We start from the raw sequence: 26,063 nt of genomic DNA, 5'->3' as shown, positions 1-26,063 counted from the left end.
ACCGAGCGCATAAAGCGCTTGAGTAACCAATAGGAAAGAAATCGTTAAGGGCGTATGGCGGATGCCTAGGCTTTCAGAGGCGAAGAAGGACGTGGTAAGCTGCGAAAAGCTGCGGGGATTGGCACACACGAATTGATCCGCAGATGTCCGAATGGGGCAACCCGTCTGGTTGAAGACCAGTCATCCCTTAGGGGAAGCAAACCCGGAGAACTGAAACATCTAAGTACCCGGAGGAAAAGAAATCGAAGAGATTCCGTAAGTAGTGGCGAGCGAAAGCGGATTAGCCCAAAAGCTGATATATGTTTAATAGAATGTTCTGGAAAGAACGGCCGTAGAGGGTGATAGCCCCGTATATGAAAGGCATATTTGAGTGATAAATGAGTAGGGCGGGACACGTGAAATCCTGTCTGAATATGGGGGGACCATCCTCCAAGGCTAAATACTCCTGAAAGACCGATAGTGAACAAGTACTGTGAAGGAAAGGTGAAAAGCACTTCGAATAGAAGGGTGAAATAGAACCTGAAACCGTACGCCTACAAGCGGTCGGAGCAGCATTAAGCTGTGACGGCGTGCCTTTTGCATAATGAGCCTACGAGTTAATTTTACTAGCGAGGTTAAGGTATTAAGTACCGGAGCCGGAGCGAAAGCGAGTCTGAATAGGGCGCATAGTTAGTAGGATTAGACGCGAAACCTTGTGATCTACCCATGGGCAGGTTGAAGCTCTGGTAACACAGAGTGGAGGACCGAACCGGTTGACGTTGAAAAGTCTTCGGATGACCTGTGGGTAGGGGTGAAAGGCCAATCAAACTGGGAGATAGCTCGTACTCTCCGAAATGCATTTAGGTGCAGCGTCGTATATAAGTTTATTAGAGGTAGAGCTACTGATTGGATGCGGGGGTTTCATCGCCTACCAATTCCTGACAAACTCCGAATGCTAATAAATGTTCTACGGCAGTGAGGGCATGGGTGCTAAGGTCCATGTCCGAGAGGGAAAGAACCCAGACCAACAGCTAAGGTCCCAAAATATATGTTAAGTTGAAACAACGCGGTTGGACTGCATTGACAGCTAGGATGTTGGCTTGGAAGCAGCCATTCATTTAAAGAGTGCGTAACAGCTCACTAGTCGAGCGGTCCGGCATGGATAATAATCGGGCATAAACATATTACCGAAGCTATGGATTTATATTTTAGATATATCTGGTAGGAGAGCATTCTATTTGCGCCGAAGCAGTATCGTGAGGTATTGTGGAGCGGATAGAAAAGAAAATGTAGGCATAAGTAACGATAAAGCAGGCGAGAAACCTGCTCACCGAAAGACCAAGGCTTCCTCAGCCATGCTAATCAGCTGAGGGTTAGTCGGGACCTAACGCGAACCCGAAAGGGTAGTAGATGGACAATGGGTTAATATTCCCATACTTGCTCACACTAAAAAGGGGACGGTTGGATGTAGCTGCTAAAGACTGACGGAATAGTCAAGGCCTAGCCTTCGGGCGAAGCTGCTGTAGTGTAATCTGATCCAAGAAAAGCCGAAGTGAAGCAACCCGTACCAAAACCGACACAGGTGGTCGAGGAGAGAATCCTAAGGTGCTCGAGTGAGTCGTGGCTAAGGAACTAGGCAAAATAGTCTCGTAACTTCGGAAGAAGAGACGCCATCAGCAATGGTGGCCGCAGTGAAGAGGCCCAGGCGACTGTTTATCAAAAACACAGGACTCTGCTAAATCGAAAGATGCTGTATAGGGTCTGACACCTGCCCGGTGCTGGAAGGTTAAGGAAGGTGCTTAGGGTTAAACCGAAGGCATTAACTGAAGCCCCAGTAAACGGCGGCCGTAACTATAACGGTCCTAAGGTAGCGAAATTCCTTGTCGGGTAAGTTCCGACCTGCACGAATGGTGTAACGATCTGGGCACTGTCTCAGCCACGAGCTCGGTGAAATTGTAGTATCGGTGAAGATGCCGATTACCCGCAATGGGACGAAAAGACCCTGTGAACCTTTACTATAACTTCGTATTGACTTTGAGTAAGTAATGTGTAGGATAGGTGGGAGGCTTTGAAGCTTGCACGCTAGTGTAGGTGGAGCCAACGTTGAAATACCACCCTTTACTTACTTGGAGCCTAACTTCTTTTAGAAGGACATTGCGTGGTGGGTAGTTTGACTGGGGTGGTCGCCTCCAAAAGAGTAACGGAGGCTTTCAAAGGTACCCTCAGCACGCTTGGTAACCGTGCGTAGAGTGTAATGGCATAAGGGTGCTTGACTGTGAGACCTACAAGTCGATCAGGTGCGAAAGCAGGACATAGTGATCCGGTGGTTCCGTATGGAAGGGCCATCGCTCATAGGATAAAAGGTACTCCGGGGATAACAGGCTAGTCTCCCCCAAGAGCTCACATCGACGGGGAGGTTCGGCACCTCGATGTCGGCTCGTCACATCCTGGGGCTGGAGAAGGTCCCAAGGGTTGGGCTGTTCGCCCATTAAAGTGGCACGCGAGCTGGGTTCAGAACGTCGTGAGACAGTTCGGTCTCTATCTATTGCGGGCGTTAGATGTTTGAGAGGGCTTGATTCTAGTACGAGAGGACCGAATTGAACAAACCTCTGGTGTATCAGTTGTACCGCCAGGTGCACCGCTGAGTAGCTACGTTTGGAAGAGATAAGCACTGAAAGCATATAAGTGCGAAACTCGCCTCAAGATGAGACATCTTTTAAGGGTCGTTGGAGATGACGACGTTGATAGGCTACAGGTGTAAAGACAGTAATGTCATAGCCGAGTAGTACTAATTACCCGTAGATTTATAGTCTATGGTTACTATATAAACCAGGTGCTTTATGTGCATTGAAGGTTTTGTCTTTGTGAAAGTTTTTATCGCTTAAAAACGCAATTGGCAACTAGCAGTTAGCGATTGGCAAAAAGCCAAAAGCAATGAGCAAAAAGCCAGATGCTATATACCTTCTTTAGGGTGGTTTTAGCGGTGGGGCTCACCTGTTCCCATTCCGAACACAGAAGTTAAGCCCACCAGCGCCGATGGTACTGCGAAAGCGGGAGAGTAGGCCGCCGCCAGTTTTTATTTTATTTTTAAAAATCCTTTATCTTATGATAAAGGATTTTTTTTTGTTGTATAACCCCACCTATCCGGCTAAGCCCAGTTCGACCCAACCCAGCCCAACTTACAGATAAATGATGAGCAATAAGTAATAGATAATAAGCAATCATCAATATGTAAATAGATCGCTATTATTGCCCGTTACTGATTATCCATTCTCATTAACCATTCTTCATCTTACTAGCTGATACCTCTTTGCTGTCACTATTACCGTTTATTATCCCCAACTTCTTACTCCGAATCTATATCTATACAATCCAGGAACCGTATTTTATCTTTTCTAAGAACTCATCAAATCATAAGTTTTGGCTAAAGCCCGTACCTATTGATCCTTTTTAAGCTTGTAAATCGGCTATTATATACAAGAACTTACATTGTGTAGAAAAGATTTATAATCTCTCAGAATCTATCTTATTTTAAGCCAAAAGAAACAAAAAAACCGCTTCTATAAAGAAACGGTTTCCATTTTATGACATTATGAATGTAAAGCTTACATATCACTGTTTATGTCCGGGCATTTGAAATCATCACTGCAGGTAGCGCAAACTATTACTCCACTGCAATAATACATACAGAAATCTGTTTCGGGAAGAGTAGCACCTCCAGAAATGTTTTTTAATTGGTCTTTTTGTAGTTTTTTTAAATTTTTCATATTGTTTTAATTAAAAATTTGTAGGTAAAGTAAAAATAGATAAAATATTTTAAATTAAAAAAGATATGGTATATAATTAAATAAATTTTAATAAAACTAGTGATTCTTGAATTTGTTAGAGATTCAATTTAATTTAAATATTTGATTATTAATGAAATAAATATTATTTTTAAGAAAGCGTTATCCGAAAAGCTTATAGAGTAGGAAATATCAAAAATCAAAAACTATGAAAAATTTAAAAAAACTTTCAAGAGATGACAAGAGAAGTATTGTTGCTGGAGTAGACTTCCCTGCATTTTGTTTTGAGGGTGGAGGGCCTGGAGAAGGAGGCTGCTCTGCGGGAGAGATTTGCTCGGGTGGGAAATGTGTACCCGATAGTGGAAATCCTGGAGGGGGAGGAAACCCTGGCGGTGGCGGCGATACTTATACCTGTATCTGTCCGTGGGGGACTTTTACACAAACAACTCCGTGTCCGGAATTTTATTGTATTACAGGATAGAATAAGTAGTTAATCTGCCTGCTGTTATCATGAATATTAAGTACAGATTAAGTAATATTTAAAATAAGTACTACTTTAAGAAATAGTTATTCGGAAAATGAGTAAATATGATATAGTAAAAACGGCTGCCTCTAGTTTGAGACAGCCGTTTCTTTTTATTTTTTAATCAATCCCAGTTCGATCAATCTTTCATGCAGGAATTCTCCGGCAGTTGTATCTTCGTATAGTTTTGGATTGTTTTCGTCTACACAATTCTCAAGTGCATTTAAGGACATTGCACTGATAGGATGCATAAAGAAAGGAATTGAATATCTTGAAGTACTCCACATTTCTCTTGGCGGATTTACCACTCTGTGGATGGTAGATTTCAATTTATTGTTGGTATGTCTTGAAAGCATATCTCCAACATTGATCATCAGTTCATCCGGTTCTGCAATAGCATCAATCCATTCTCCGTTGTGATTTTGAACCTGAAGACCTTTACCCTGTGCTCCCATTAAAAGAGTAATAAGGTTGATATCCCCATGAGCAGCTGCTCTTACAGCATCATCCGGTTCTTCAGTAATTGGCGGATAGTGAATAGGTCTTAAAATAGAATTTCCTTCTGCGATCTTGTCATCAAAATAAAATTCATTTAAACCAAGGTGTAATGCTAAAGCTCTTAGAACATACTGTCCTGTTTTCTCAAGCATCTGAAATGCCTCTTTACCTACTTCGTTGAATTTTGGAAGTTCATCAACAATTACATTGTCTGGATACTCAGTTTTGTATTTTGAATCATCAGACAAATATTGCCCAAAATGCCAAAATTCTTTTAAGTCTCCTTTTTTGAAACCTTTTGCAGTTTCTTTACCGAATCCTACATAACCTCTCTGGCCACCAATTCCTGGAATCTCATACTTCTGTTTCGTTTCCACTGGCTGTTCAAAAAAGTTTTTTACCTCTCCATACAAATCATCCACTAGGTTGTCATCAAGAAAGTGGCCTTTTAAGGCTACAAAACCAATTTCTTCATAAGCTTTTCCGATTTCATTTACAAATTTCTGTTTGCGTTCCGGGTTGTCCGAAAGGAAATCACGCAGGTCTACACTAGGTATTTTATCCATTTTTAGAAATTTACGAATAGCAAAATTACATTTTTTTTAAATTAAATGATTTTAAAATCATTATTTATAAGTTAAATTTGCTGTATGAAAAAATATTCTTCTAAGAGAAGTATCCAAATACTTGCACATCTTCTTCAACAGTACGGAATTGCTGATATCGTAATTTCTCCGGGGTCAAGAAATGCTCCTTTGGCCATTCATTTTTCGGAGATAGATAGTTTTAACTGTTACAGTATTGTAGACGAAAGAAGTGCTGCTTTTGTAGCAATGGGAATGGCGAAAAGCGAGAAAAAACCGGTTGCAATTACCTGCACAAGCGGATCTGCAGTTGTGAACTACTATCCCGCTGTTACTGAGGCTTTTTATCAGAATATTCCACTATTGGTACTTACTGCCGACAGACCCACCGATTTTGTTGATCTGTTCGATGGACAGACGATAAGACAGAAGGATGTTTTTCATCAGCATTCCTATGGTGACTTCCAGCTTTTGGAAGACAGTAAGGAACATGCAGAAGATATTAATTTCGATATCATTAAAAAAGCCATTGAACTTTGCTTTGAAAAGCAGGGGCCGGTGCATATTAATATTCCTTTGGAAGAGCCTTTGTATGAGCTTGTTTCGGAACTTCCTACTTTTCCTACTGTAGAAAAAACAATTAAGCATAAAGAATATGAAATCCCTTCAAATCTGGTTGCAGAATGGCATACTTCACAAAGAATTATGCTTTTGGTAGGAACAAGGGATTACAGCCCCGAATTGGAAAATCAATTGACACAATTGGTGAAAAACCATTCTGTTATTGTTTTAAGTGAAGCCAATTCAAACCTGCATCACGAGAAGTTTTTCAAACATATAGACCGTTATATTTTTAACTTTACCGAGGAAGACTATAAAACGTATGCTCCTGACCTGTTGATTACGGTGGGGCAGAATGTAGTTTCCAAAAAAGTAAAACAGTTCCTGAGAAGTGCCCGTCCAAAGCAGCACTGGCATCTGGATGAAGTATGGCAGCCGGATACTTATTTCTCACTGACAGAAAAAATTGAAGTTAAGCCTGAAGTTTTCTTCTCAAAATTGTTGAAATTTATCAATCTGGAACCTAGACCTTATTTTAACCTTTGGGACGTTTTAAGGGATAAAAAAGATGCTAAACACGAGCAGTTTTTAAATACGATTGATTTCTCAGATTTTTATTTCTTCAATAAAGCTTCACAGACGATTCCTGAAAATTATAATATTCATTTCAGTAACTCCTCTGGGATCAGATATGCACAGCTGTTTGATTTTGGAAAACGAAAAATGTACTGTAACAGAGGAACCAGCGGTATTGACGGGTCTACTTCTACTGCAATGGGATTTGCTATTAAAAATGAAAATCCTACTTTGCTGATCACAGGAGATTTAAGTTTCTTTTACGATATCAATGGACTTTGGAATCAATATATTCCGCCGTTTGTAAGAATTATGATCTTCAATAATGGTGAAGGAAATATCTTTAAAATCATTCCAGGGCCTGGAAATGCCAACCCGAATACATTAGACGAGTTTATTGCCACAAAACACCGTAAGAATGCTGAATCTCTTGCCAAGCACTTCGGGTTCTCCTATGTAAAAGTAGAGGATGAAATTACGCTTGACAGAGTTCTTGAGAACTTCTTTAAACCTGACGCAAAGCCAAAAATCCTGGAAGTAAATACTCACGGGAAGAATAGCGCAGATGTGCTGAAGTCGTACTTTGAATTTATGAAATAATCTTAAAGATCAAGATATTCTTCATTCCCCGGCAGATTGATAATTCTGTCGATAGGATAGATGAACATATCATCAAAATCATTCAATGCATTAATGATCTGGAAATGGGTGAATTGCTTTATATTTTGCAAAGTGATTTCCGCTTCTTTGATCTTTTTATGCTTTAAAAGATGCTGCCTTTGTACTCCGTTCAGCAAATAGGTAGCTGGAGTAAACCAGTCTTTCCCTTTTAAAAATAAAAGGTTGGAAAAAGAGGTGTCGGTGATATGATTATTTTTAACGATGATAATTTCTTCTGCTTTGGATTTCATCTTCATTTTATCCAACTCTTTACGGTCTTCAAACTTGAATGAGTAATCAAAACTGTTGTTTTCTACCAGCTTGAAATTCTGAATCTCAGGAATAGCGTAAGGAATCATCTGTGTCCTGATTCTTTTGTCGAGATCATAAGATATTCTTAGTTTGAAAAGACCATCCTCATCATGCTGCAGATTTTTATAGATCTTGGCCAGATCAATGGAGTCTTCTTTCCCGAAATGGGAGAATGTTTGGTTGACACGTTTCTGGTGTAGATCTAATAGAAAAATCTCCTGATCTTCTACTTTAATGCTTTCAATGAATTGGGACATAGATTTTATTTTTCATTTCCTGATATTCGTCTTCTAATTTACTCATGTGCGTTATACCGCCTCCGCTTTTGAAATAAAGTTGGTCTCCTTCTTTTTCTATAAAGCGTATCATTACACAGCTGTCTACATTCTTGCCGTCAAACCAACCGCAAACGCCCGTGTAATATCCTCTTTCATAACCTTCTGCATCCAGAATTATTTCCAGTGTTTTAGGCTTGGGAGCTCCTAAAATAGAGCCTGCAGGAAGAAGCTTCTGCATGATACTTCCTGTTTTTCCATCAAATTCAGTTTTTATTATACCTGAAATTTCAGAACTCATTGCATACAAATCCTTTTGCTGGGTTTTGATGAAATCAATATGCTGGAACTGATCCACTTTTACATCATCAGCCACCATACTCAGATCATTACGGAGCAGATCTACTACGGTGTAATGTTCTGCTTTTTCCTTTTTATCATTCTTCAGTATTTCTGCTGCATTTTCAATGGAAGCATCAATCGTACCTTTCATAGGATAAGTGAAAATTTTTCCGTCAATGATCTTTACAAAAGTTTCAGGAGAAAAAAATACAAAAAAATCTTTATAAAAAACTTTATACTTCGCATTTGAATGATAAAAAATTTCTTCCAAGGTTAAATTTGTCTCTATCTTTGTTTTTCTAGTATAGTTTACTAAATAAGAGTTTCCCAAACGAATATTTTTCTGAACTTTATCAAATCCGATTTTAAAGCTTTCCAACGTTTCAGGAAACGATTTCCAGACTACTTTTTTATCTAACGCATGTGCTTCTTTTTTGTTTGAAAACCCCTGAAAATCAATAATTAAACCTGCTTTTTCAATTTCATGTTCTTTGTATATTTCGACATTCTCCGAGAGAAAATCGATTACGAAAAAATAGGGAACCTTCTGAAGAGAAAGCTCGTCCATTTCCATAAATTTTTGATGATTCACTGAAAACATTCTGCAAAAATACTTATTGATGTTTACTTTTGCATAAATTTTTTATGATGCAGAACAAATACCCTCAGAAACCGGGACTAGATTTTATATTGAAGCAGGCTTTTTTTTATTGGAATAAAACACTGGTTTTTCAGTTGATGTTTTCCATCATCTTTTTTGGAATACTGCTTATCGCAGTTATGCTTTTCGGAGAGAAGTATGATGTTTTTTCTTATAACAAGGAATTGCAGGAAGCCTTTCTGCAAGGAACTCAGGTTTATTTGAAAAAAATGGAGGCAATAACGGCTACAGAAAATTATCAGATGTTTACACTGGCCATCTTGGGAACTACGGCATTTTTGTATCCATTGAATCTCGGAATGTTCCAAATCTTCAGGAAAATTGATCTTAAAGAGAATATTGTGATCGGGGATCTGTTTGCGGGGTACAATGGGCTCAACTTTTTTAAATATGTGGGGTATTTTATTTTCTGGTTCTTTATTTACCGATTTACAATTCCTACCATAGTACTGGCGGTGATTTGGGTTGCTGTGACTTTATTTGTAGCACCACTTATGTTTTTTACGAACAAAAGGATATTCGAGGCAATTTCTCTGAATTTTAAAGCTCTTAAAATGTATTTCGTGGAAATAATGGTCTGTGTAATCGTTGCTTTTTTATTTAAGTACTTAGGTTTTGCTCTGTTTTTGATAGGAGGACTTTTCACGTTCCCTTTTTGGAATGCAATGATTTATTCACTTTATAAAACCGTTTTTTCAGAGAAAAGTTAAAATTCATTCGTGTTTAATATGATTTTTTACTAAAATAAACTAAATTTGGTAAAATCATTAAATATTTAAACTATGTCTGAATTTAACGAATTTGATCAGCAAGGCTCTGTACCTAACAGAGATACGGGGTCTATTATTTCTCATGCCTTTGAAATGTATAAAGGTGTTTTCGGTTACGGAATCGTAGCAATGATTATTTATCTGGTTGGAGGGTCTGTTATTCAGATGCTTACCGGATTTGACTCTGCTTCCATTGTAGAAGATATGAAATCTTCCGGAGGTGACTTCAATTATTGGAGTGCTCCGGGACTTCCTTTGTATATGGGAGCTTCCAGTCTTTTCGGTCTCTTATTATCTCCTCTGTATGTAGGATTGATCTACATGGTGAATAAATATAATACCAAAAGTCCTATTGAGTTTTCTGATCTATTCATCGGGTACCGTCAGAATTTTGTGAATATATTGATTTACAGTCTTCTATCAGGAATTATTTCTTCAATTGCTCTTGCATTGTGTGTACTGCCTATTATTTTTGTATATCCTTTCCTTTTATTAGGGTATCCTATTCTGTTATTTGAAAATGCTTCAGCTACCGAGGCTTTAGGGAAATCTTTCAATATTGCTAAAGAAAATTATGGAATTTTCTTACTAACCGGATTCTTAGGATTCCTGATCTCTATTGCAGGGGTTATTCTTTGCGGAATTGGAGTGATCTTAACCGCTCCGTTTATTATGATTGTAATGTACTCTACTTATTGTGCTTTCTTAGGAAAACCAAGACAAATTGTGTACAGTAAATAAAATATAAAATACAAAATACATGATGAATAAGGACAAACAAATAAGCAGTGTTGCGATAAAGCAGATGTCGTTGCTGGCCATTATTGTGGTATTAGCGGGTCTGATCTGTTTTAATCTGGCATTGTTTATTCCTTCAGTTTTGGGGGCGATCACCATTTATGTTGTCTGCAGAAAATATAACTTTTATCTGCAAGAAGAAAAAAAATGGAAGCCTTCACTTGCAGCATTTGCATTAATGTTTGCAAGCCTTATTGTTCTTATTCTTCCGATCTATTTTATTGCTGATCTGATTATTGATAAGCTGGGAAATGCCCAGGCTTATATGGAAAAATTCAATGTTTTTCTGGATAAAATACATACCTATATTTTCGATAAAACAGGGTTTGATATTCTGAGCAAAGAAAATATGGCAAAACTGAAAGATTCTGTAGGAAAGATTTCAACATCAGCGCTCAGTGGTACGTTCAATACCCTTACTGTAGTGATGTCTATGTATTTTATTCTCTATTTTATGCTGGAAAAGCCAAGGCTCTTCGAAAAAATCCTTACTTCTTCTGCACCGCTTAAGAGAGCTAACATTTCTTTGATTGGCGATAAAATGAGAAAGCTGATTATGGCCAATGCTATCGGAATCCCGGTTGTAGCAGTAGGACAGGGAATTGTTGCACTTATTGGATATCTTATTTTCGGAGCACCGGGACCTGTATTGCTTTTTGCATTAACAGCCGCGGCTTCAGTAATCCCCGTTGTAGGAACTGCTATTGTGTATGTTCCGGTATGTATCTTCATGATTGCTGAAGGGAATACAGGCCAGGGAGTTGGCTTAGCAATATACTGTCTTGTTGTAGTAGGTCTTACTGATAATCTTCTTCGTTTTACCCTCTTAAAGAAACTCGAAAACATTCACCCATTGAATACAATATTTGGGATTATCATGGGAATGAATCTTTTTGGCTTTATGGGGCTTATTTTCGGTCCTATTCTGATCTCACTGACACTTCTTCTGGTTCAGATCTACAGAAATGAATTTTCGGATGAAGATACACCTCCGGATCTTGAACTTCCCAGACAGGATGATATTAAAGAAAAATTAATTTAATTATATAAAAAGTGGAAGGACTCAATCCCGAAATATTAAAAGAAATCTGTGTAATGAAAATGCCTTTCGGTAAGTACGAAGGAACGGTTCTGATTGACCTTCCGATCAGCTATCTGGAATGGTTCAACAAAAACGGAATGCCAAAGGGAAAACTGGGAATGCAGCTTTCAACAGTTTATGAGATCAAATTGAACGGTTTGATGGATCTTTTGACTCCCATCAGGGCAGCAGTAAGAAACGGATTGTAAAAATTAAAATATTTCAATCTCAATAAAAAGCTTCGGCGGCATCAAAGATGCCGCCGAAGCTTTTTTATAAACCAGTTTATTAAGCTTTCAAAGCTGCAATTTCATCTCTCAGCTTGGCTGCTTTTATAAAGTCAAGATTTTTTGCTGCAGTTTCCATTTCTTTCTGCTTCTGTGTAATCATTTTCTCTATATCCTCACTTGCATAGGTTGCTTTTGTTTCAGCAACTTTTTGAAGAATTTCTTTCTGGGTATATTTTTCATCAGGGAAGTCTTTGCTTCTTCCGACAAGATTTTCAGAAATCTTTTTATTTAATGCTTTTGGCTTCAGGCCGTGATCCTCATTGTACTGCATTTGTTTGGCACGGCGGTATTCGGTTTCATCCAAAGTAGCCTGCATAGATTTGGTGATTTTATCAGCATACATGATTGCTTTTCCGTTCACATTCCTGGCGGCACGTCCTACGGTTTGGATCATTGATCTTCTGCTTCTCAGCATTCCTTCTTTATCGGCATCCAAAATAGCAACCAAAGAAACCTCAGGTAAATCCAATCCTTCTCGTAATAAATTAACTCCGATAAGTACATCAAAAAGCCCTAGACGAAGGTCCTGCATAATCTGAATACGTTCAAGTGTTTCAACATCAGAGTGAATATATCTTGTTCTGATTCCGAATTTGGTAAAGTATTTCGTAAGCTCTTCCGCCATTTTCTTCGTTAAAGTGGTTACCAGTACTCTTTCATCAGCATCAGATCTTTTATGGATTTCTTCCATTAAATCATCAATCTGGTTTATGGTAGGTCTTACCTCAATAATCGGGTCAAGTAGTCCTGTTGGACGGATGATCTGCTCTATATAAGCTCCTCCGGTTCTCTCAAGCTCATAATCTGCAGGAGTTGCAGATACATAGATTACCTGATTCTGAATGGCTTCAAATTCTTCAAACTTTAAAGGTCTGTTGTCCATCGCAGCCGGAAGTCTGAAACCGTATTCCACCAATGCCTCTTTTCTGCTTCGGTCACCACCATACATGGCATGAACCTGTGGAACCGTTACGTGACTTTCATCAATAACCATCAAAAAGTCTTTAGGGAAATAATCAATCAGACAGAAAGGTCTTGTTCCCGGAAGACGGCCGTCCAGATATCTTGAATAGTTTTCAATTCCCGAACAATAGCCAAGCTCTTTAATCATTTCAAGATCCAGTTCAGTTCTTTCCTGAAGTCGTTTTGCTTCTAGTGGTTTTCCAATAGAGCTAAAGAAATCAACCTGTTTTACCATATCATCCTGAATGTCTTTAATGGCACCGTTTAAGGTCTCCTTTGAGGTTACAAAAAGATTGGCAGGATAAATTTGTATTTGATCAAAATTATCCTCCACATTCCCAGTAACAGGGTCAAAGCTTTGGATCTTTTCAATTTCATCCCCAAAAAACTGAATTCTGATGGCATTATCAGTATAAGCAGGGAAAACATCAATTACATCTCCTTTTACACGGAATGTTCCTCTCTGGAATTCATTTAATGTTCTGGCGTATAATGCATTAACTAATGAGTGGAGAAGAGCGGTTCTTGTCACTTTTTCACCGATAGCAATGGAAATTAAAGATTTATGAAATTCTGTAGGGTTTCCGATACCATAAATACAGGAAACAGATGCCACAATCAAAACATCTCTTCTTCCTGAAAGCAAGCTGGCTGTTGCAGAAAGACGTAGTTTTTCAACTTCTTCATTGATGCTCAGGTCTTTCTCAATATAAGTTCCTGTTGTGGCAATATAAGCCTCAGGCTGGTAGTAATCATAGTAACTGACAAAGTATTCTACGGCATTTTCCGGAAAAAACTCTTTAAACTCCATGAAGAGCTGTGCCGCAAGAGTTTTATTGTGTGCCAGAACTAAGGTTGGGCGCTGAACATTTTTTACAACATTAGCAACCGTAAAGGTTTTTCCGGAGCCGGTAACTCCGAGAAGAGTTTGATATTTCTCACCGATCTCTATACCTTCAGTAAGTTTTTCAATAGCTTGAGGCTGATCTCCGGTAGGTTTATATTCTGATTGAAGCTTAAAATCCATAGAAAAGAATGTATACAACAAAAATACGAAAGAAATTATTAGGCAGGATAATGTTTTGAAGATGAATATTTTGATAATAAAATTTTAACAGAATGGATGGTATTCAGAAAGTTTTATTCTTCTTTTTTTGGGGTACAATTTTTTATTTTTTTTAAGGAGACTATTTTAAGAGGTTTGTATGGCATTATTTTTCCATTCATTGTATAATCACCAATCATAATGTTATGAAAATCAATCAATTTTATGTCCCGGTACTGAGTCTTTTTCTTATTTTGTCATCGTGCAAAGAAAATCATGCAAATGCTCAGAAAACCGGAAATGACGGAAGTGTAGAGACAGAGAAGCCTAATTCTGACTATAAACCGGCATTTAAAGGGCAGACAAGAATCAAGGCAGTAAAAACTACAATGGCCTATAATGTAGAGATATTGAATAAAGATTTGGGAAGACCCTGGGGAATTATCAATTTACCTGACGGAAAATTTCTGATCACAGACAAGAAAGGTCACATGAACATTGTTTCAACGGATGGAAAACAAGTTTCAAAAATAGAAGGTTTTCCAAAAGTGGATTCAAAAGGTCAGGGTGGAATGCTTGATGTAGCCCTTGATCCTGATTTTACTACCAACAATATTATTTATTTCAGTTTTTCGGAACCGTTTGGAAAAGGAAATTTAACTTCCGTGGCGAAAGGTAAGCTGTCTGCAGATCTCAAAAATATCTCAGAAGTAAAAGTTATTTTCCGTGCAGAACCTTCTTATGATGGGGATAAACACTACGGAAGCCGTCTTGCTTTTGATAAAGATGGAAATTTATTTGTCAGCACAGGAGAAAGATCGGATAAGATAACCCGTGTATATGCTCAGAAAACGGATAATTATCTTGGGAAAATTCTAAAAATCACAAAAGACGGAAAATCGGCCCCTGGAAATCCCTTTATCGGAAAGCAGGGCTATAAACCTGAAATTTATGCTTATGGTGTACGTAATCCGCAGGGAATGGCTATTGATCCTAATGGCAATTTGTGGGATGTAGAGATGGGCCCGAGAGGCGGGGATGAGATCAATCTGATCCAACCTGGGAAAAATTACGGCTGGGGAGATGTAACCTATGGAATTGAATATTCAGGAGACAAAGTAGGAGAGGGAATCACCCAAAGAGAAGGAACTGAGCAGCCTGTTTATTACTGGGATCCCGTGATTTCACCAAGCGGAATTACTTTTTATACAGGGAATATCGAGGAATGGAAAGGAAACCTGATTATAGGATGTTTAAGCGGTGAGCATATTGACAGAATTGTAATGAAAGATAATAAAGTGGTAGGTGAAGAACGTCTTCTTGCAGATCAGAAAGAACGTTTCCGAGATGTATTAAACGGAATGGACGGAAATCTTTATGCAGTAACTGACAGCGGTAAGCTTTATAAAATTTCAAAAAAATAAAAAAAGCCTACAGAAACTTTCTGTAAGCTTTTGTATGGGAGCTGAGAGCTGGATGTTTTGAGGGTTTAATAAGAATTTCTCTCTATTGTAACTTCCATCTCTCTTCATCTAGCTTTCTGCCTTATTTTAAAACTTAAAGTTAAGTCTGGCAAAAGCCTGTCTTCCGGCAAATCCCATCTGTACGGGATCAAAAATACCTCCGGATTCTGTATTCCCGCTGCTCACCTGAGTGGTTTGCAGAGTTGGATATCTGTTGAATAAATTTTTACTGCCCAGGGTCAGGTTCAGGTTCTTGCAAAACTCGTAGCCGAAAGAAATATCGGTAGTTACTTTTGGGTTATATACCTGTTCTGTACCATCATAACCAATCAGTGTTGCTTTGTCAAACCTTACCAGCTGCAGATTCGCATTGAATTTGTTGATCTTATAATTGAGGTTTAAATTGACTTTTGTTTTTGGGGCAGAAGCGAGAATAAAAGCTTTTTCTCTTTCGCTCAGGTAAATATCTTCCTTCCCTGCAAGCTTTTCTGAAGTATTCACTTTGGTGATTTCCATATCATTATAGTTTCCGGCTAAGGTAGCAGTCAGTTTCCCGGAACCAAGGTTTTCAGTGTAGCTTAAAATAAGATCCACTCCTTTTGTTTTGGTATCTATAGCATTGGAGAAAAACTGTACCTGGTCAATATATGGATTCTCTGCCTGAACTTCTGCCGGCAAGTCTGCTTGTGCGAAATATCCGGTAAGAACGATTCTGTTTTTTACCTGAATATAATATCCATCCACTGTTGCTGTAAATTTTCCTGTGTTAAACGTAAATCCGGCACTTCCATTCACGGATGTTTCCTGTTTTAATTGAGGAATTCCAAGGCTGCCTGCAATTTTACTATCATTAGAAGCTAGCTGAATGGTAACCAATTGGCCACCCTGAAAGTTGGTAAACTGCTGGCTGTAGTATTTCTGAGCCAGAGAAGGAGCTCTGAACCCGGTAGAAACGGAACCACGGAAGGCAAACTGCGGGGTGATTGCATATCTTGTTGCGAATTTTCCATTTAAAGTGCTTCCGAAATCATTATAATTTTCAAATCTTCCGGCAATGCTTACCATCCAGTTTTTTGTAACGTCAAGTTCAGTGTCTACATATGCCGCAAAGTTATTTCTGCTTTTGCCAATGTCTGTAGAATATCCCGGAAATCCCTGAGAACCACCCGGCCTTACATTACCGCTTAAAGGGTTGGTGACCAGTAAGTTTTGGGGTGTGCTGGCAGTTACAGGGTTTCCATTTACATCATACATGGCATAAGAAGCTTCTTCCCCTTTGATGATGTCAAATTTTTCATACCTGAATTCCGATCCGAAAGCGATATTAAGTCCTTCCAGCACCTTGAACTGCTTCACCGCATTAAAACCGGTTGTATTCTGTAATAATGAATGCCCTCCGGCATTAAAGCTTGTAGGTGATTTGATACCAAGAGTGGCATTAATCGTATTGTCAATCTGATAGGTAAATCTGTTGTTGCCAAAAGCATTATAAAAATCTACATCCCATCCGGCAACCTTGAATTTCAGGCCGTTGTCAAACGTAAAATCTGTAATGCTTGTATTTTCAATCGGATTGAATCCTGTAGGATAAATTTCAGGAATATTTCCGTCTGCATCTGCTGATCTTGTCCATGCGTAGGCTTTGGTATTTCTATGTGAAAAGCCCTGACGGGAATAGAATTTCAGAGCATCAGATAAGGGAAGCTCAATATTTCCGAAAAAGTAAATGTTCTGAGCTTTTGCATCCCCGAAGCGCTGTCTTGGTGCCAGCGGATCATTGTAAATATCAGGATTTGCATTTCGTATCGCATAATCTTTGTTCATAAATTCTACCGTAAAGTTTCCAAAACCTCCTTTTGATCCTATTTTAGTTCCTAAATTTCCACTGAAATCAAAGGTTGTTCCGTCCACTTTGTGATCAGAAACCACATCGTTATTTCCGGGACTTTTGAAAAGATTCATTCCATAAAAAGCATTTCCTTCAAAACCTTTATCCCGGTCATTAAGAATGACATTGATTACTCCTGCGATAGCATCAGAACCATATTGAGCTGAGGCTCCGTCACGAAGGACCTCCACTCTTTTTATGGCGCCAATGGGAATGGTATTCATGTCGTATCCTGTGTTTCCTCTTCCTTTAGTTCCGAAAAGATTGATCAGTGAAGACTGGTGATATCTTTTTCCATTTAATAAAAGCAGGGTTTGATCAGGACCTAAACCTCTTAAAGTGGCAGGATCTACTGCATCAGCACCGTCAGACCCCGATTGTTTGTTGGAATTGAAAGAAGGTGCGGAAAACTGTAAAAGCTGGTTGATTTCTACTTGCCCTGTTGACTGGCTCACCTGTTTGATGTCGATAATATCAATAGGAACGGGCGTATTTACTACTGTTCTTTTTTTATTCCGGCTTCCGGTGATTGCTACTTCGTCTATTTTAGATTCTTTCAAGGTATCCTTTATTTGCTGGGCATAGGAAAGAGTGGAAACTCCAAGAAAAATAATGCTGATGTATTTTATTTTCATATTGATAATTTTGGATGGTGATTTAATCAAAATTATCAATATTTATTTTTAAATCAATATTAAAATTTAATATTTAGTATGAATATCTTAATTTGGTATTGATTTGTGCTAATTTCGGTAAAATAATAACTTATTATTTAAATTTAATGAAAAATTTTAATATTAAAAACTGGTAATAATTCTGTTAATTCCTTCTTCTAAAATTTCCTGTGATGTGGAAAAGCAAATTCTGATGTGTCCTTCTGCCCCTTTTCCGAACCATCTTTCTGATCCTGGAACAATGGCAACTTTTCCCTGTGTTAACACATGTTGGGCAAATTGATCGCTGGACATTCCGTTTTGAATCTTTGGAAACAGGACAAAAGTGGCCTCAGGCAGATTGGGGTTTACAATTTCTGAACAGCTTAATAATTCAAAAGCAAGATTCCTGTTACTCTGTAAATGTGCTAAAAAATTTTTATACCAAGGCTTTGCTTTCTCCAAAGCTACACTTCCGGCAATCTGTGACAACGTAGAAACTCCTTCTATTGTTGAATTGAAATTGGATTTCTCTGTAAACTCTTCAAGGATATCCTGATCATTACACAATACTGCCCCGATTCTCAGTCCTGCTATTCCAAATGATTTTGAAAACCCATAAACGGTAAAGCTTTTTCTCTTTGCTTTCTCAGAAACGGAAGAATAGGTATGAAAATCTTTGTTGTCATAAATAATATCACTCCAGATTTCATCGCTCATCACCCAAAGATCGTGAGCTGAGGCGATCTCTGCTATTTTTATTAATACTTCTTTAGAATATACTTTTCCCAGTGGATTGTGTGGATTGCAGATGCTTATAAGTTTGGTTTTGGGATTGATTAAAGAAACCAGTTTTTCAAAATCAATGTCTCCCGTTATCGTATTTACTGGGCAAAGCATCACTTTTCCGCCTGCTGTTTCTACTGATTTTTTGAAAAGAAAATCTACAGGATCCAGAATAATGGCTTCATCTCCCGGATTCAGAACATATGAGGCAATCAGGAACATCCCCTGAGCAGCACTGTTGACTGCCAGAATATTTTCAGGAGAAAAAGTTCCATGTTTCTCTTTATTGAAATGATCTGCAACACTTTTTTTGAATTCCGGAAGGCCAGAAAACGGTCCATAGCTTAGATAGCCGTCTTTAAGGTATTCAATGATTCCCTGTTCTATTTCATGGGCTGTCCTGAAGTCAGGATCTGCAGCAGTAAGAGGGATAATTCCTTCTTCCAGAGTTGCCCATCTTCCGTTATAGGCTTTTCTTTTCAGTGCTTCAAAATTGATATCGTTATTGCTGAACATATTTATTTATAAGATATGGGTAAAATATTTTCTGATTGTTGGCTGAGCGGGAGCAGGAACTGGTTGAGCAATGCTCTTCCATTGTTGATATGAACTTCAATTTCAGGTTTTCTGTCTGCTTCATACTTGCGGAAGGCTTCTGTTTCACTTTCTTCTTCAACTAAATATTTCGTTAATAAAAAAGAATCTTTTAATGCAGAGGTTACTCCCTGGCTCGTAAAAGGAATCAGCGGATGGGCTGCATCTCCTATGAATACAATATTATCCTTATAAAAGGGATTCAATTTTTCCAACTCATACACACGCCATAAATGTACGTTTTTATAGTCTGATTTCTGTATAATTGATGAGACTAAAGGATGCCAGTTTTGAAAAACTTCAAGCATGTATTTCCTTAGATTCTCTGCTGAACACTCATTGATCATGTATTTCTCATTATCAAACTGTGAATACCAAAGAATGGTATCAGCGGAAAGTTTAAGGATTCCAAATGTCAGGCCTCCTTCTTCATGATGAAATTTTATAAAATCATCTTCAATAGAATCTGCAATTTCCTTATCCTGAACGATGTTAACCACTTCACTTTCTCTTACCACTTTCATGGTTTCATCTTTAAAAATACAGCTTCTGATACGGCTTTTAGAACCATCGGAAATAACAGCAATGTCTGCGTCAATATCCGTTCCGTCCGAAAGCTTCAGTTTTCCATTCTGTCTGTCATCGGGAATTATGGTTTGTTCGTAGGTTATTTTTTCAGGAGAAATATTTTGAGCCAGCAGATCAATTAATGAATGTCTTAAAATTGCGAAAACATTGTTCAGCTCCTTTTCTGCCAGTATTTTCCCTGTATGAGAGTACTGTATATATTTTTTTAGAAAATTGCCATGACGAAGAAGAAGATCAGGATCAAGGATTTGATAAAGATAATCCATTCCTTCTTGTGGAATGAGAAATCCGTGACCTGTCAGATCTTTCTTTTTTCGCCTTTCATAAATGTGATAATCAATCTTATATTTTTCTAAGTAATTCGCCATGCTTAAGCCGGAAATACCGGCACCCACGACAGCAATTTTCTTCATTTTCGGAATAAAGTATTTTTCAGGTTGGTTTTTTGAGTATTTTTTATCTCCTTTAGATAATTACAAAATTAAAATTAAAAACCTTCACTATTTCAAAAAATGAATCAATTTGATTTTTGTTTTACAAAAGATAAAATGAAAAGCATAATAGATAATTGATAATAAATAAATATGATTGATTTATAGCTACTTATAAAACATATTTGTTGTAATGCCGGAATGGTATTAAGCTCATTAAGTGGAAAAGAACAGATGAAAATATAAAGAATAAGATAGTTTGTGTAATGCATAAAAAAAACCGGAAAAAATTCCGGTTTTATGATTAAGCTTTTTCAAGCTGAACAGTAAAGTGTCTTAAGATTTCCGGTTCCCAGGTGATCTTGTATCCTTTTGCTATTTCTTCACGTCTTTCATAAACGTTCTTGATAGCAGCAGCAATATAGTCCATATGGTTATTGGTATAAGTTCTTCTAGGAATTGCAAGACGTACCAATTCTAACTTCGGATAGCGGTTTTCTCTTGTAGCAGGATCTCTGTCGGCCAATAATGTCCCGATTTCTACGGTTCTGATTCCTGCTTCTTTATAAATTTCAAGCCCTAATGTCTGTGCCGGATACTCTTCACGGGAAACATTCGGAAGGAAGTTGAGGGAATCAATAAATACAGCGTGCCCTCCAATTGGTTTTTGAACAGGGATTCCATATTCAATCAGTTTATTACCCAGATATTCAACCTGAGATATTCTGCTTTCAAGGTAAGCAAATTCAGTTGCCTCATCAAGACCTACTGCCAATGCGGCCATATCTCTTCCGGCCATTCCTCCATAGGTAATAAATCCTTCATAAATGATGGTAAAGTTGGATGCTTTTCTGAACACATCTTCATTATTCAGAGCAATGAATCCGCCGATATTTACTAAGCCGTCTTTTTTAGAACTCATTGTCATCCCATCTCCATAAGAGAAAATTTCCTTACAGATTTCTTTGATGCTTCTGTTTTCCTGCCCTGCTTCTCTTTTTTTGATGAAGTAAGCATTCTCTGCAAATCTCGCTGAATCAAAGAAAACAGGGATTCCATATTGGTCAGAAAGTGCTTTTACAGCCTTCATGTTTTCTAATGATACAGGCTGTCCTCCTGAAGAGTTACATGTAATGGTAATTAAGCAGAAAGGGATGTTTTCTTTAGGGTGGCTTTTATAAACTTCTTCCAGTTTTTCAAGGTTGATATTACCTTTGAAAGGGTGAAGGTCATTAATGTCAAAAGCTTCATCGATTGTACAGTCGATGGCATGTGCCTTTCTGATCTCGATATGTCCTTTTGTTGTGTCAAAATGAGAGTTCCCAGGAACTACATCACCTTCTTTTACCAATACTGAAAAAAGAACATTTTCAGCAGCTCTTCCCTGGTGTGTTGGTAATAAATATTTGAATCCTGTAATTTTTTCAACAGTTTTCTGTAATTGCTCAAAAGAACGGGATCCTGCATAGCTTTCATCTCCGGTCATCAAAGCAGACCATTGTTTATCAGACATTGCTCCGGTTCCTGAATCGGTAAGCAGGTCAATATAAACATGTGAAGATCTTAAGTTGAAAAGGTTATAATTAGCTTCTTTAAGCCACTGCTCTCTTTCTTCTCTGGTGGATTGATAGATTTCTTCCACCATTTTAATGCGGAAAGGTTCCGCGTACGGTAAATTCATGAGTTAAATTATGTTTTAAATTGTTTGTAAAGAAAATGTGTTTGAAAATAATTTTCAAAATTCATCAATGTATAGATAAGACAGAACAAGTAATTATTCCGGAGCCTTAAATATATTTTCATCAGAATGGAATCCGGCTACACCGCCACTCACTGCAAACTTCATTGCAGAAGCCGCTGTCATTCCCACTACAGGTTTGATGTTTTTTTCTTCAGTAACAATTACCCAGCCCGAGATGGCGTACGAGTGGGGAAGATATACCGCAACGTAATTATGTTTGTCAACGTCCGACATTTCTTTTTGGGTTAAAAAACCAATTCTCCAGATCTCCGGATTTTCATTGGTTTTTACCCATACAGGATCGTTGAATTTTTTCTTATCGCCTACGAATGAAGACATTACGTCTTTTGTGGGAGTGTAGATATGTTTTACTCCCGGAGTTTTCTCCAGTAAGCTGTCCATCGTATCAAAAAAGAATCTTCCGACCACGAATTTATTTCCTAAATATCCTAAAATAGCGGTAAACAGAATAATGGACACGAATACAAGCCCTGGAATCTGCTTGGCCAGCGAAGGTACAAGATTGTCAATCGCACTTACAATATACCAGATAACAAAAATGGTAAGCCCGATAGGACCAATGATAACCAGTCCCTGGAAAAAGTTTTTCAGGAATAAATTGGCGATATTTTCAAAGCTAGGCTTCTTCAATGTGTATTCTTTACTGTTTCTATTTTAACCGTGAATAGTTTCTTTGTTTCCGTAGGATTTAATAATACTGGCTTCATATTCCAGCCATTCTTCCCAACGTTTGTTTACTTTCTCCGGATCTCCGAGTTGTCTTGCAAATCCAATGAATGTAGTATAATGATTAGCTTCAGAAATCATCAGTTCTTTGTAGAAAACTTTAAGTTCTTCGTCTTTGATGTTTTCGGTAAGAACCTTGAACCTTTCGCAGCTTCTGGCTTCAATCATAGCCGCAAAAAGCATTTTGTCTACGATGAGGTTTTCTCTTGTTCCCTGAACGATAAATTTCGCCAGTTCATTCACATAATCATCTTTTCTTGCTCTTCCAAAGGTATATCCTCTTTTCTTAATGATCTCATGAACCTGATTGAAATGATCCAGTTCTTCCTGTGCAATGGCAAGAAGTTCTGTCACAATTTCAGGATATTCCGGAAGCATTGTAATCAGGCCTATGGCATTGGTGGCTGCTTTTTGCTCGCACCAGGCATGATCTGTCAAAATTTCTCCGATGTTTCCTTCTGCAATATTTGCCCACCTTGGATCGGTAGGTAGTTTCAACTTAAACATGTTGTAAAATTTTTGTAAATTTAAACAAATTGAGATAAGAAATGTGACTTTATTTCAATTTGATCGTTAAAGTCTTAAGATGCGGTCTTTGTTCTTAAGAATTCCAGAATCTTCCAGCCTGAGGCATCTGCCTTTTTCAATCCTGCAGAAATAATGAAGGCTAAAATGATATTAATACCATAAATAATGATCATTAAAATCCACCATGGCACATTTTCTTTTAACGGGACAACCAGGAAATATACCAATGAAGAACTGATTCCCTGTGCAAAGTAGAAGAAAATAGCATTCTTTCCGATGTGGGTGATAAAATTTTCTTTTGTAATCTTTAATCGGTTATAAAGAACAAATAGTGTTACCAGAGAGAATAATGTCCAGATGACATAAGGGATTTCTGGCGGGAATTTGTTTTTATTGATTTTATAGAAAATTTCTCCTCCATAGTACCAGAACATCCATATAAGAGCGATTCCAACAAGCGCATATAGCATAGGAATTGCTTTGGCTGGAATCTTTTTCCCACGCATTCTGTGTCCAATTAAAAATACGGCAAGATAAAAAGCTACGTATCCCACCTGTCCTGTTGGATAATATTCCGGGAAGATGTTAAATAATAAGGTTAAACCCATGCAAAGCCCGATAAACCAATTGATATGTTTCGGGAAGAATCTTAAGATAAGAACACCAAAAACAGTTAGGATATAATAAACTTTAAGATACCAGAAGCTTCCCATCACCACAGGAAAAGTGTCAGCATTAGTGTATTGATGAAGATACCAGTTGCCCAGATTTTCCCATTGAGGAGTTGCTGAAATACTGGTTGTAGAATATTTGGAACCAAATGTGGAATAAAAGCTTTGCAGCCATTCCATAGAAAAGAAACTCAGTCCGAAAACTTTAAAGAAGTAATCTAAAAAGAACAGGAAAGTCACAAATATCATATAGGTGATCTGAAGTTTCAGTAGACGATACAATGTTTTTTCAATATTGGCTCCGGAAGTAATCCCGCTCAGGGCATAAAAAAGGGCAACGTCAAAAACGAGGGAGAAAACTCTTACTTCTGCAGGAATATAAAACTGTCCAGACCAGAAAGCGGTATGGATAAATATGATAGAAAGTGTTGCCAGTCCTTTGGCGAAATCAATATAGAGATCTCTGTTCATTATAGATTGCTTGGAAGTTCTTTTGTTATTTCTTCAAAAATACAAACAAATTGATTTTATAGAATATAAAAGTTGCTAAAAACAAAAAAGGGGCGGAACATAATGCCCGCCTCCTTTCTTAAATATGCTAAAAATGAATGTTCTTTTTTTATTGAAGATGTTTAAATTCTTCTGCAGAAATTTCTCCTGACTGAATTTTTCTCAGTTCATCTATATATTGACTCATGTATGCATCAATTTCAGGATTTACTGTGTTTTTAGCCATCTTGTAAGTTCCGTTTAATACTCCCTGATAATAATAGAAGAAGTTATAATCGAAATTGGAAGCGTTAAGATCATACTGTCCCAAAAGGAATCCTAAACGCACTGCTGATCTTCTCTGTGCAGGTGTTCCGTGATGTCCGGGATTGGTAGTCTGATAATCTCCGATACTTTGTGCAAACTCGTAAGCAGCTGCAATTTCCGGAAAGCTTGTTTTGTTGTAACCGTTTGGTCTTCTCAGATAATATCCTGCGAAACCGTCGGCTTCAAGTTCGTTGGGTCTGGCTGTGTTTTCGTTTACAGTAGGAAGTCCGAAGATATATTGCAGTTGGTGTCCATATTCATGAGCTAGGATCATTGCATTCACAATATCACCTCCTTTTGATTTTGCATCATAATAGATGGCATATCCATAATAGATCTTTCCGGTAGAATAGGAAATCGCATTATAAGTTGAATTGAAATTGGACGGATCATTCACAAATCGCAGAGTAGGATTGCTTCTTCCCCACATACTTGCAATTTTAGTCATCTGACCGTTCATAAAGTTGGTGTCTGTGGAATTTTGAAGTCCGGTCAGCAAAACTGAATTAGAGCTCCAGTTGTTATCTACATAAGAGCAGATTTTTTCAAGATCTCCTGGCTGATCAATTTTTGCATTAAGTTCTTCTTGCTGAGGTTGAACACTGTTGTCCATTTGGTCATCACTACATGCTGTCAATGAAGTTACAGCAATGGCGCCTGCTAGTAAGCAGAGATTAAAGTTTCTTTTCATATATAAATTCAATTTGGTAAAACGAAGGTATGAAATTATCTCTTAAGTGTGAGTACATTATTAAAAAAAATTATTCAAAACATAGTGAATAGGATTTTAATTAAAAAAACATTGCTTTGATTGTAAGCTAATTAGAAATTTATATGTATATTTGCACCTCGAAATAACTAAAAATTTATAAACAATGTTTGCAATTGTAGAAATAGCAGGGCTTCAATACAAAGTTGAGCAAGACCAGAAGTTGTTTGTAAACCGTTTAAAAGGAGATAAAGGAGGAAAAGTTTCTTTCGATAAAGTTCTTCTTACTGTAAACGGTGCAATCACTGTAGGCGCCCCAGCTGTAAACGGAATCACTGTGGAAGCAGAGATCCTTGACCACGTAAAAGCTGATAAAGTAATCGTTTTCAAAAAGAAAAGAAGAAAAGGTTACAAAGTGAAAAACGGTCACAGACAATCTTTAACTCAAATCGTAATCACTGGTATTACTGGTTTTGAAGGTGGAGCTAAAAAAGCTGCTGCTAAAAAAGAAACTGTGAAAGGTGAAGTTCTTTCAGACAACGCAACTGTTAACTTTGGTGAAGATCACGAATTGAACTATCACTTAAAGAAAAACAACTTGTCTCAGTCTAAAGAGAACAGAGAAACTTTAATTACTTTAGGTAAAGCAGTTAAAGTGGAATTAGAAAAGAATATTCTTACTCATGAAGAAGTAGATGCTGCTATCATTAAGAATATCGATCAATTTAAAGCACTTAATAAATAA

Annotated in this window: 20 protein-coding genes and 2 rRNA genes; 10 read left to right on the top strand and 12 right to left on the bottom strand. The window is 37.7% G+C overall.

Translation table 11 applies throughout. The features are described from left to right. Positions 1-34: 34 nt before the first annotated feature. The 3 genes from KIK00_RS14730 to KIK00_RS14720 all read left to right on the top strand — a co-directional run bounded on the left by KIK00_RS14730 (position 35) and on the right by KIK00_RS14720 (position 4,245). Positions 35-2,791 (top strand): 23S ribosomal RNA (locus KIK00_RS14730). Between the two features lie 155 nt (positions 2,792-2,946). Further along, a 5S ribosomal RNA gene (gene rrf, locus KIK00_RS14725) occupies positions 2,947-3,054 on the top strand. A gap of 918 nt (positions 3,055-3,972) precedes the next feature. Next, entirely contained in the window at positions 3,973-4,245 is a 273-nt protein-coding gene (locus KIK00_RS14720) for a hypothetical protein (RefSeq protein WP_255813128.1), read from the top strand. A 155-nt stretch (positions 4,246-4,400) separates the two neighbouring features. On the opposite strand, the gene KIK00_RS14715 is transcribed toward KIK00_RS14720, so the two are convergent. Next, entirely contained in the window at positions 4,401-5,351 is a 951-nt protein-coding gene (locus KIK00_RS14715) for an isopenicillin N synthase family oxygenase (RefSeq protein WP_105684016.1), read from the bottom strand. An 84-nt stretch (positions 5,352-5,435) separates the two neighbouring features. Here KIK00_RS14715 and menD point away from each other — a divergent pair, with 84 nt between their 5' ends. Then, positions 5,436-7,106, top strand: a complete 1,671-nt coding sequence (gene menD, locus KIK00_RS14710; protein WP_255813127.1) for a 2-succinyl-5-enolpyruvyl-6-hydroxy-3-cyclohexene-1-carboxylic-acid synthase — start codon at positions 5,436-5,438, stop codon at positions 7,104-7,106. 2 nt (positions 7,107-7,108) lie between these two features. On the opposite strand, the gene KIK00_RS14705 is transcribed toward menD, so the two are convergent. Continuing rightward, entirely contained in the window at positions 7,109-7,735 is a 627-nt protein-coding gene (locus KIK00_RS14705; protein ID WP_047377226.1) for an aminotransferase class IV, read from the bottom strand. Next, entirely contained in the window at positions 7,719-8,696 is a 978-nt protein-coding gene (locus tag KIK00_RS14700) for an aminodeoxychorismate synthase component I (RefSeq protein WP_255813126.1), read from the bottom strand. The genes KIK00_RS14705 and KIK00_RS14700 overlap by 17 nt, the downstream gene beginning before the upstream one ends. A gap of 47 nt (positions 8,697-8,743) precedes the next feature. Here KIK00_RS14700 and KIK00_RS14695 point away from each other — a divergent pair, with 47 nt between their 5' ends. From KIK00_RS14695 to KIK00_RS14680, 4 genes are all read left to right on the top strand, one after another. Then, positions 8,744-9,466: a hypothetical protein gene (locus tag KIK00_RS14695; RefSeq protein WP_255813125.1), complete on the top strand. Its 723-nt coding sequence runs from the start codon at positions 8,744-8,746 to the stop codon at positions 9,464-9,466. 72 nt (positions 9,467-9,538) lie between these two features. Next, positions 9,539-10,267 carry a beta-carotene 15,15'-monooxygenase gene (locus KIK00_RS14690; protein ID WP_255813124.1) on the top strand — a complete coding sequence of 243 codons (729 nt, stop codon included), beginning with the start codon at positions 9,539-9,541 and terminating at the stop codon, positions 10,265-10,267. A gap of 19 nt (positions 10,268-10,286) precedes the next feature. After that, positions 10,287-11,366, top strand: a complete 1,080-nt coding sequence (locus KIK00_RS14685) for an AI-2E family transporter (protein ID WP_255813123.1) — start codon at positions 10,287-10,289, stop codon at positions 11,364-11,366. A 53-nt stretch (positions 11,367-11,419) separates the two neighbouring features. Beyond that, entirely contained in the window at positions 11,420-11,614 is a 195-nt protein-coding gene (locus tag KIK00_RS14680; RefSeq protein ID WP_255816677.1) for a DUF3820 family protein, read from the top strand. A gap of 79 nt (positions 11,615-11,693) precedes the next feature. Here the strand turns inward: KIK00_RS14680 and uvrB are convergent, their stop codons facing one another. Further along, complete coding sequence (gene uvrB / locus KIK00_RS14675; RefSeq protein WP_255813122.1) at positions 11,694-13,685, bottom strand: excinuclease ABC subunit UvrB; 1,992 nt, start codon at positions 13,683-13,685, stop codon at positions 11,694-11,696. A gap of 224 nt (positions 13,686-13,909) precedes the next feature. On the opposite strand from uvrB, the gene KIK00_RS14670 reads away from it, so the two are divergent. After that, on the top strand, positions 13,910-15,127 hold the full coding sequence (locus KIK00_RS14670) for a PQQ-dependent sugar dehydrogenase (RefSeq protein ID WP_255813121.1): 1,218 nt from the start codon (positions 13,910-13,912) through the stop codon (positions 15,125-15,127). A 126-nt stretch (positions 15,128-15,253) separates the two neighbouring features. Here KIK00_RS14670 and KIK00_RS14665 read toward each other — a convergent pair whose 3' ends face one another. The 8 genes from KIK00_RS14665 to KIK00_RS14630 form a co-directional block, all read right to left on the bottom strand. Continuing rightward, positions 15,254-17,689, bottom strand: a complete 2,436-nt coding sequence (locus KIK00_RS14665; protein ID WP_255813120.1) for a TonB-dependent siderophore receptor — start codon at positions 17,687-17,689, stop codon at positions 15,254-15,256. Between the two features lie 162 nt (positions 17,690-17,851). Next, positions 17,852-19,009 (bottom strand): pyridoxal phosphate-dependent aminotransferase, encoded by a 1,158-nt coding sequence (locus KIK00_RS14660; RefSeq protein ID WP_255813119.1) that lies wholly within the window; start codon positions 19,007-19,009, stop codon positions 17,852-17,854. A gap of 2 nt (positions 19,010-19,011) precedes the next feature. Then, complete coding sequence (locus KIK00_RS14655; RefSeq protein WP_255813118.1) at positions 19,012-20,088, bottom strand: FAD-dependent monooxygenase; 1,077 nt, start codon at positions 20,086-20,088, stop codon at positions 19,012-19,014. A gap of 322 nt (positions 20,089-20,410) precedes the next feature. Continuing rightward, entirely contained in the window at positions 20,411-21,787 is a 1,377-nt protein-coding gene (locus KIK00_RS14650; protein WP_255813117.1) for a tryptophanase, read from the bottom strand. A 93-nt stretch (positions 21,788-21,880) separates the two neighbouring features. Further along, positions 21,881-22,498, bottom strand: a complete 618-nt coding sequence (locus tag KIK00_RS14645; RefSeq protein ID WP_047377240.1) for a DUF502 domain-containing protein — start codon at positions 22,496-22,498, stop codon at positions 21,881-21,883. A 24-nt stretch (positions 22,499-22,522) separates the two neighbouring features. Beyond that, on the bottom strand, positions 22,523-23,101 hold the full coding sequence (locus KIK00_RS14640) for a tRNA-(ms[2]io[6]A)-hydroxylase (protein WP_047377241.1): 579 nt from the start codon (positions 23,099-23,101) through the stop codon (positions 22,523-22,525). Positions 23,102-23,175: 74 nt separating this feature from the next. Beyond that, positions 23,176-24,264, bottom strand: a complete 1,089-nt coding sequence (locus tag KIK00_RS14635) for an acyltransferase family protein (protein ID WP_255813116.1) — start codon at positions 24,262-24,264, stop codon at positions 23,176-23,178. 148 nt (positions 24,265-24,412) lie between these two features. Beyond that, complete coding sequence (locus tag KIK00_RS14630; RefSeq protein ID WP_255813115.1) at positions 24,413-25,300, bottom strand: metalloprotease; 888 nt, start codon at positions 25,298-25,300, stop codon at positions 24,413-24,415. Positions 25,301-25,484: 184 nt separating this feature from the next. On the opposite strand from KIK00_RS14630, the gene rplU reads away from it, so the two are divergent. Then, a complete protein-coding gene (gene rplU / locus KIK00_RS14625) occupies positions 25,485-26,063 on the top strand; it encodes a 50S ribosomal protein L21 (RefSeq protein WP_076597840.1) in 579 nt (192 codons plus the stop codon).

It is taken from the genome of Chryseobacterium sp. MA9 (assembly GCF_024399315.1).
GTDB lineage: Bacteria > Bacteroidota > Bacteroidia > Flavobacteriales > Weeksellaceae > Chryseobacterium.
Note: the sequence above shows the minus strand (reverse complement) of the source record. Positions and strands in the feature narration are given on the sequence as shown.

What these genes read in the sequence shown, in the direction of transcription:
- KIK00_RS14685 (WP_255813123.1), top strand. Translation starts at nt 10,287, where the DNA reads ATGATGAATAAGGACAAACAAATAAGCAGTGTTGCGATAAAGCAGATG.
- KIK00_RS14660 (WP_255813119.1), bottom strand. Translation starts at nt 19,009, where the DNA reads ATGTTCAGCAATAACGATATCAATTTTGAAGCACTGAAAAGAAAAGCC.
- menD (WP_255813127.1), top strand. Translation starts at nt 5,436, where the DNA reads ATGAAAAAATATTCTTCTAAGAGAAGTATCCAAATACTTGCACATCTT.
- KIK00_RS14640 (WP_047377241.1), bottom strand. Translation starts at nt 23,101, where the DNA reads ATGTTTAAGTTGAAACTACCTACCGATCCAAGGTGGGCAAATATTGCA.
- uvrB (WP_255813122.1), bottom strand. Translation starts at nt 13,685, where the DNA reads ATGGATTTTAAGCTTCAATCAGAATATAAACCTACCGGAGATCAGCCT.
- KIK00_RS14690 (WP_255813124.1), top strand. Translation starts at nt 9,539, where the DNA reads ATGTCTGAATTTAACGAATTTGATCAGCAAGGCTCTGTACCTAACAGA.
- KIK00_RS14705 (WP_047377226.1), bottom strand. Translation starts at nt 7,735, where the DNA reads ATGTCCCAATTCATTGAAAGCATTAAAGTAGAAGATCAGGAGATTTTT.
- rplU (WP_076597840.1), top strand. Translation starts at nt 25,485, where the DNA reads ATGTTTGCAATTGTAGAAATAGCAGGGCTTCAATACAAAGTTGAGCAA.
- KIK00_RS14665 (WP_255813120.1), bottom strand. Translation starts at nt 17,689, where the DNA reads ATGAAAATAAAATACATCAGCATTATTTTTCTTGGAGTTTCCACTCTT.
- KIK00_RS14635 (WP_255813116.1), bottom strand. Translation starts at nt 24,264, where the DNA reads ATGAACAGAGATCTCTATATTGATTTCGCCAAAGGACTGGCAACACTT.
- KIK00_RS14655 (WP_255813118.1), bottom strand. Translation starts at nt 20,088, where the DNA reads ATGAAGAAAATTGCTGTCGTGGGTGCCGGTATTTCCGGCTTAAGCATG.
- KIK00_RS14630 (WP_255813115.1), bottom strand. Translation starts at nt 25,300, where the DNA reads ATGAAAAGAAACTTTAATCTCTGCTTACTAGCAGGCGCCATTGCTGTA.
- KIK00_RS14715 (WP_105684016.1), bottom strand. Translation starts at nt 5,351, where the DNA reads ATGGATAAAATACCTAGTGTAGACCTGCGTGATTTCCTTTCGGACAAC.
- KIK00_RS14700 (WP_255813126.1), bottom strand. Translation starts at nt 8,696, where the DNA reads ATGTTTTCAGTGAATCATCAAAAATTTATGGAAATGGACGAGCTTTCT.
- KIK00_RS14720 (WP_255813128.1), top strand. Translation starts at nt 3,973, where the DNA reads ATGAAAAATTTAAAAAAACTTTCAAGAGATGACAAGAGAAGTATTGTT.
- KIK00_RS14670 (WP_255813121.1), top strand. Translation starts at nt 13,910, where the DNA reads ATGAAAATCAATCAATTTTATGTCCCGGTACTGAGTCTTTTTCTTATT.
- KIK00_RS14650 (WP_255813117.1), bottom strand. Translation starts at nt 21,787, where the DNA reads ATGAATTTACCGTACGCGGAACCTTTCCGCATTAAAATGGTGGAAGAA.
- KIK00_RS14695 (WP_255813125.1), top strand. Translation starts at nt 8,744, where the DNA reads ATGCAGAACAAATACCCTCAGAAACCGGGACTAGATTTTATATTGAAG.
- KIK00_RS14680 (WP_255816677.1), top strand. Translation starts at nt 11,420, where the DNA reads ATGAAAATGCCTTTCGGTAAGTACGAAGGAACGGTTCTGATTGACCTT.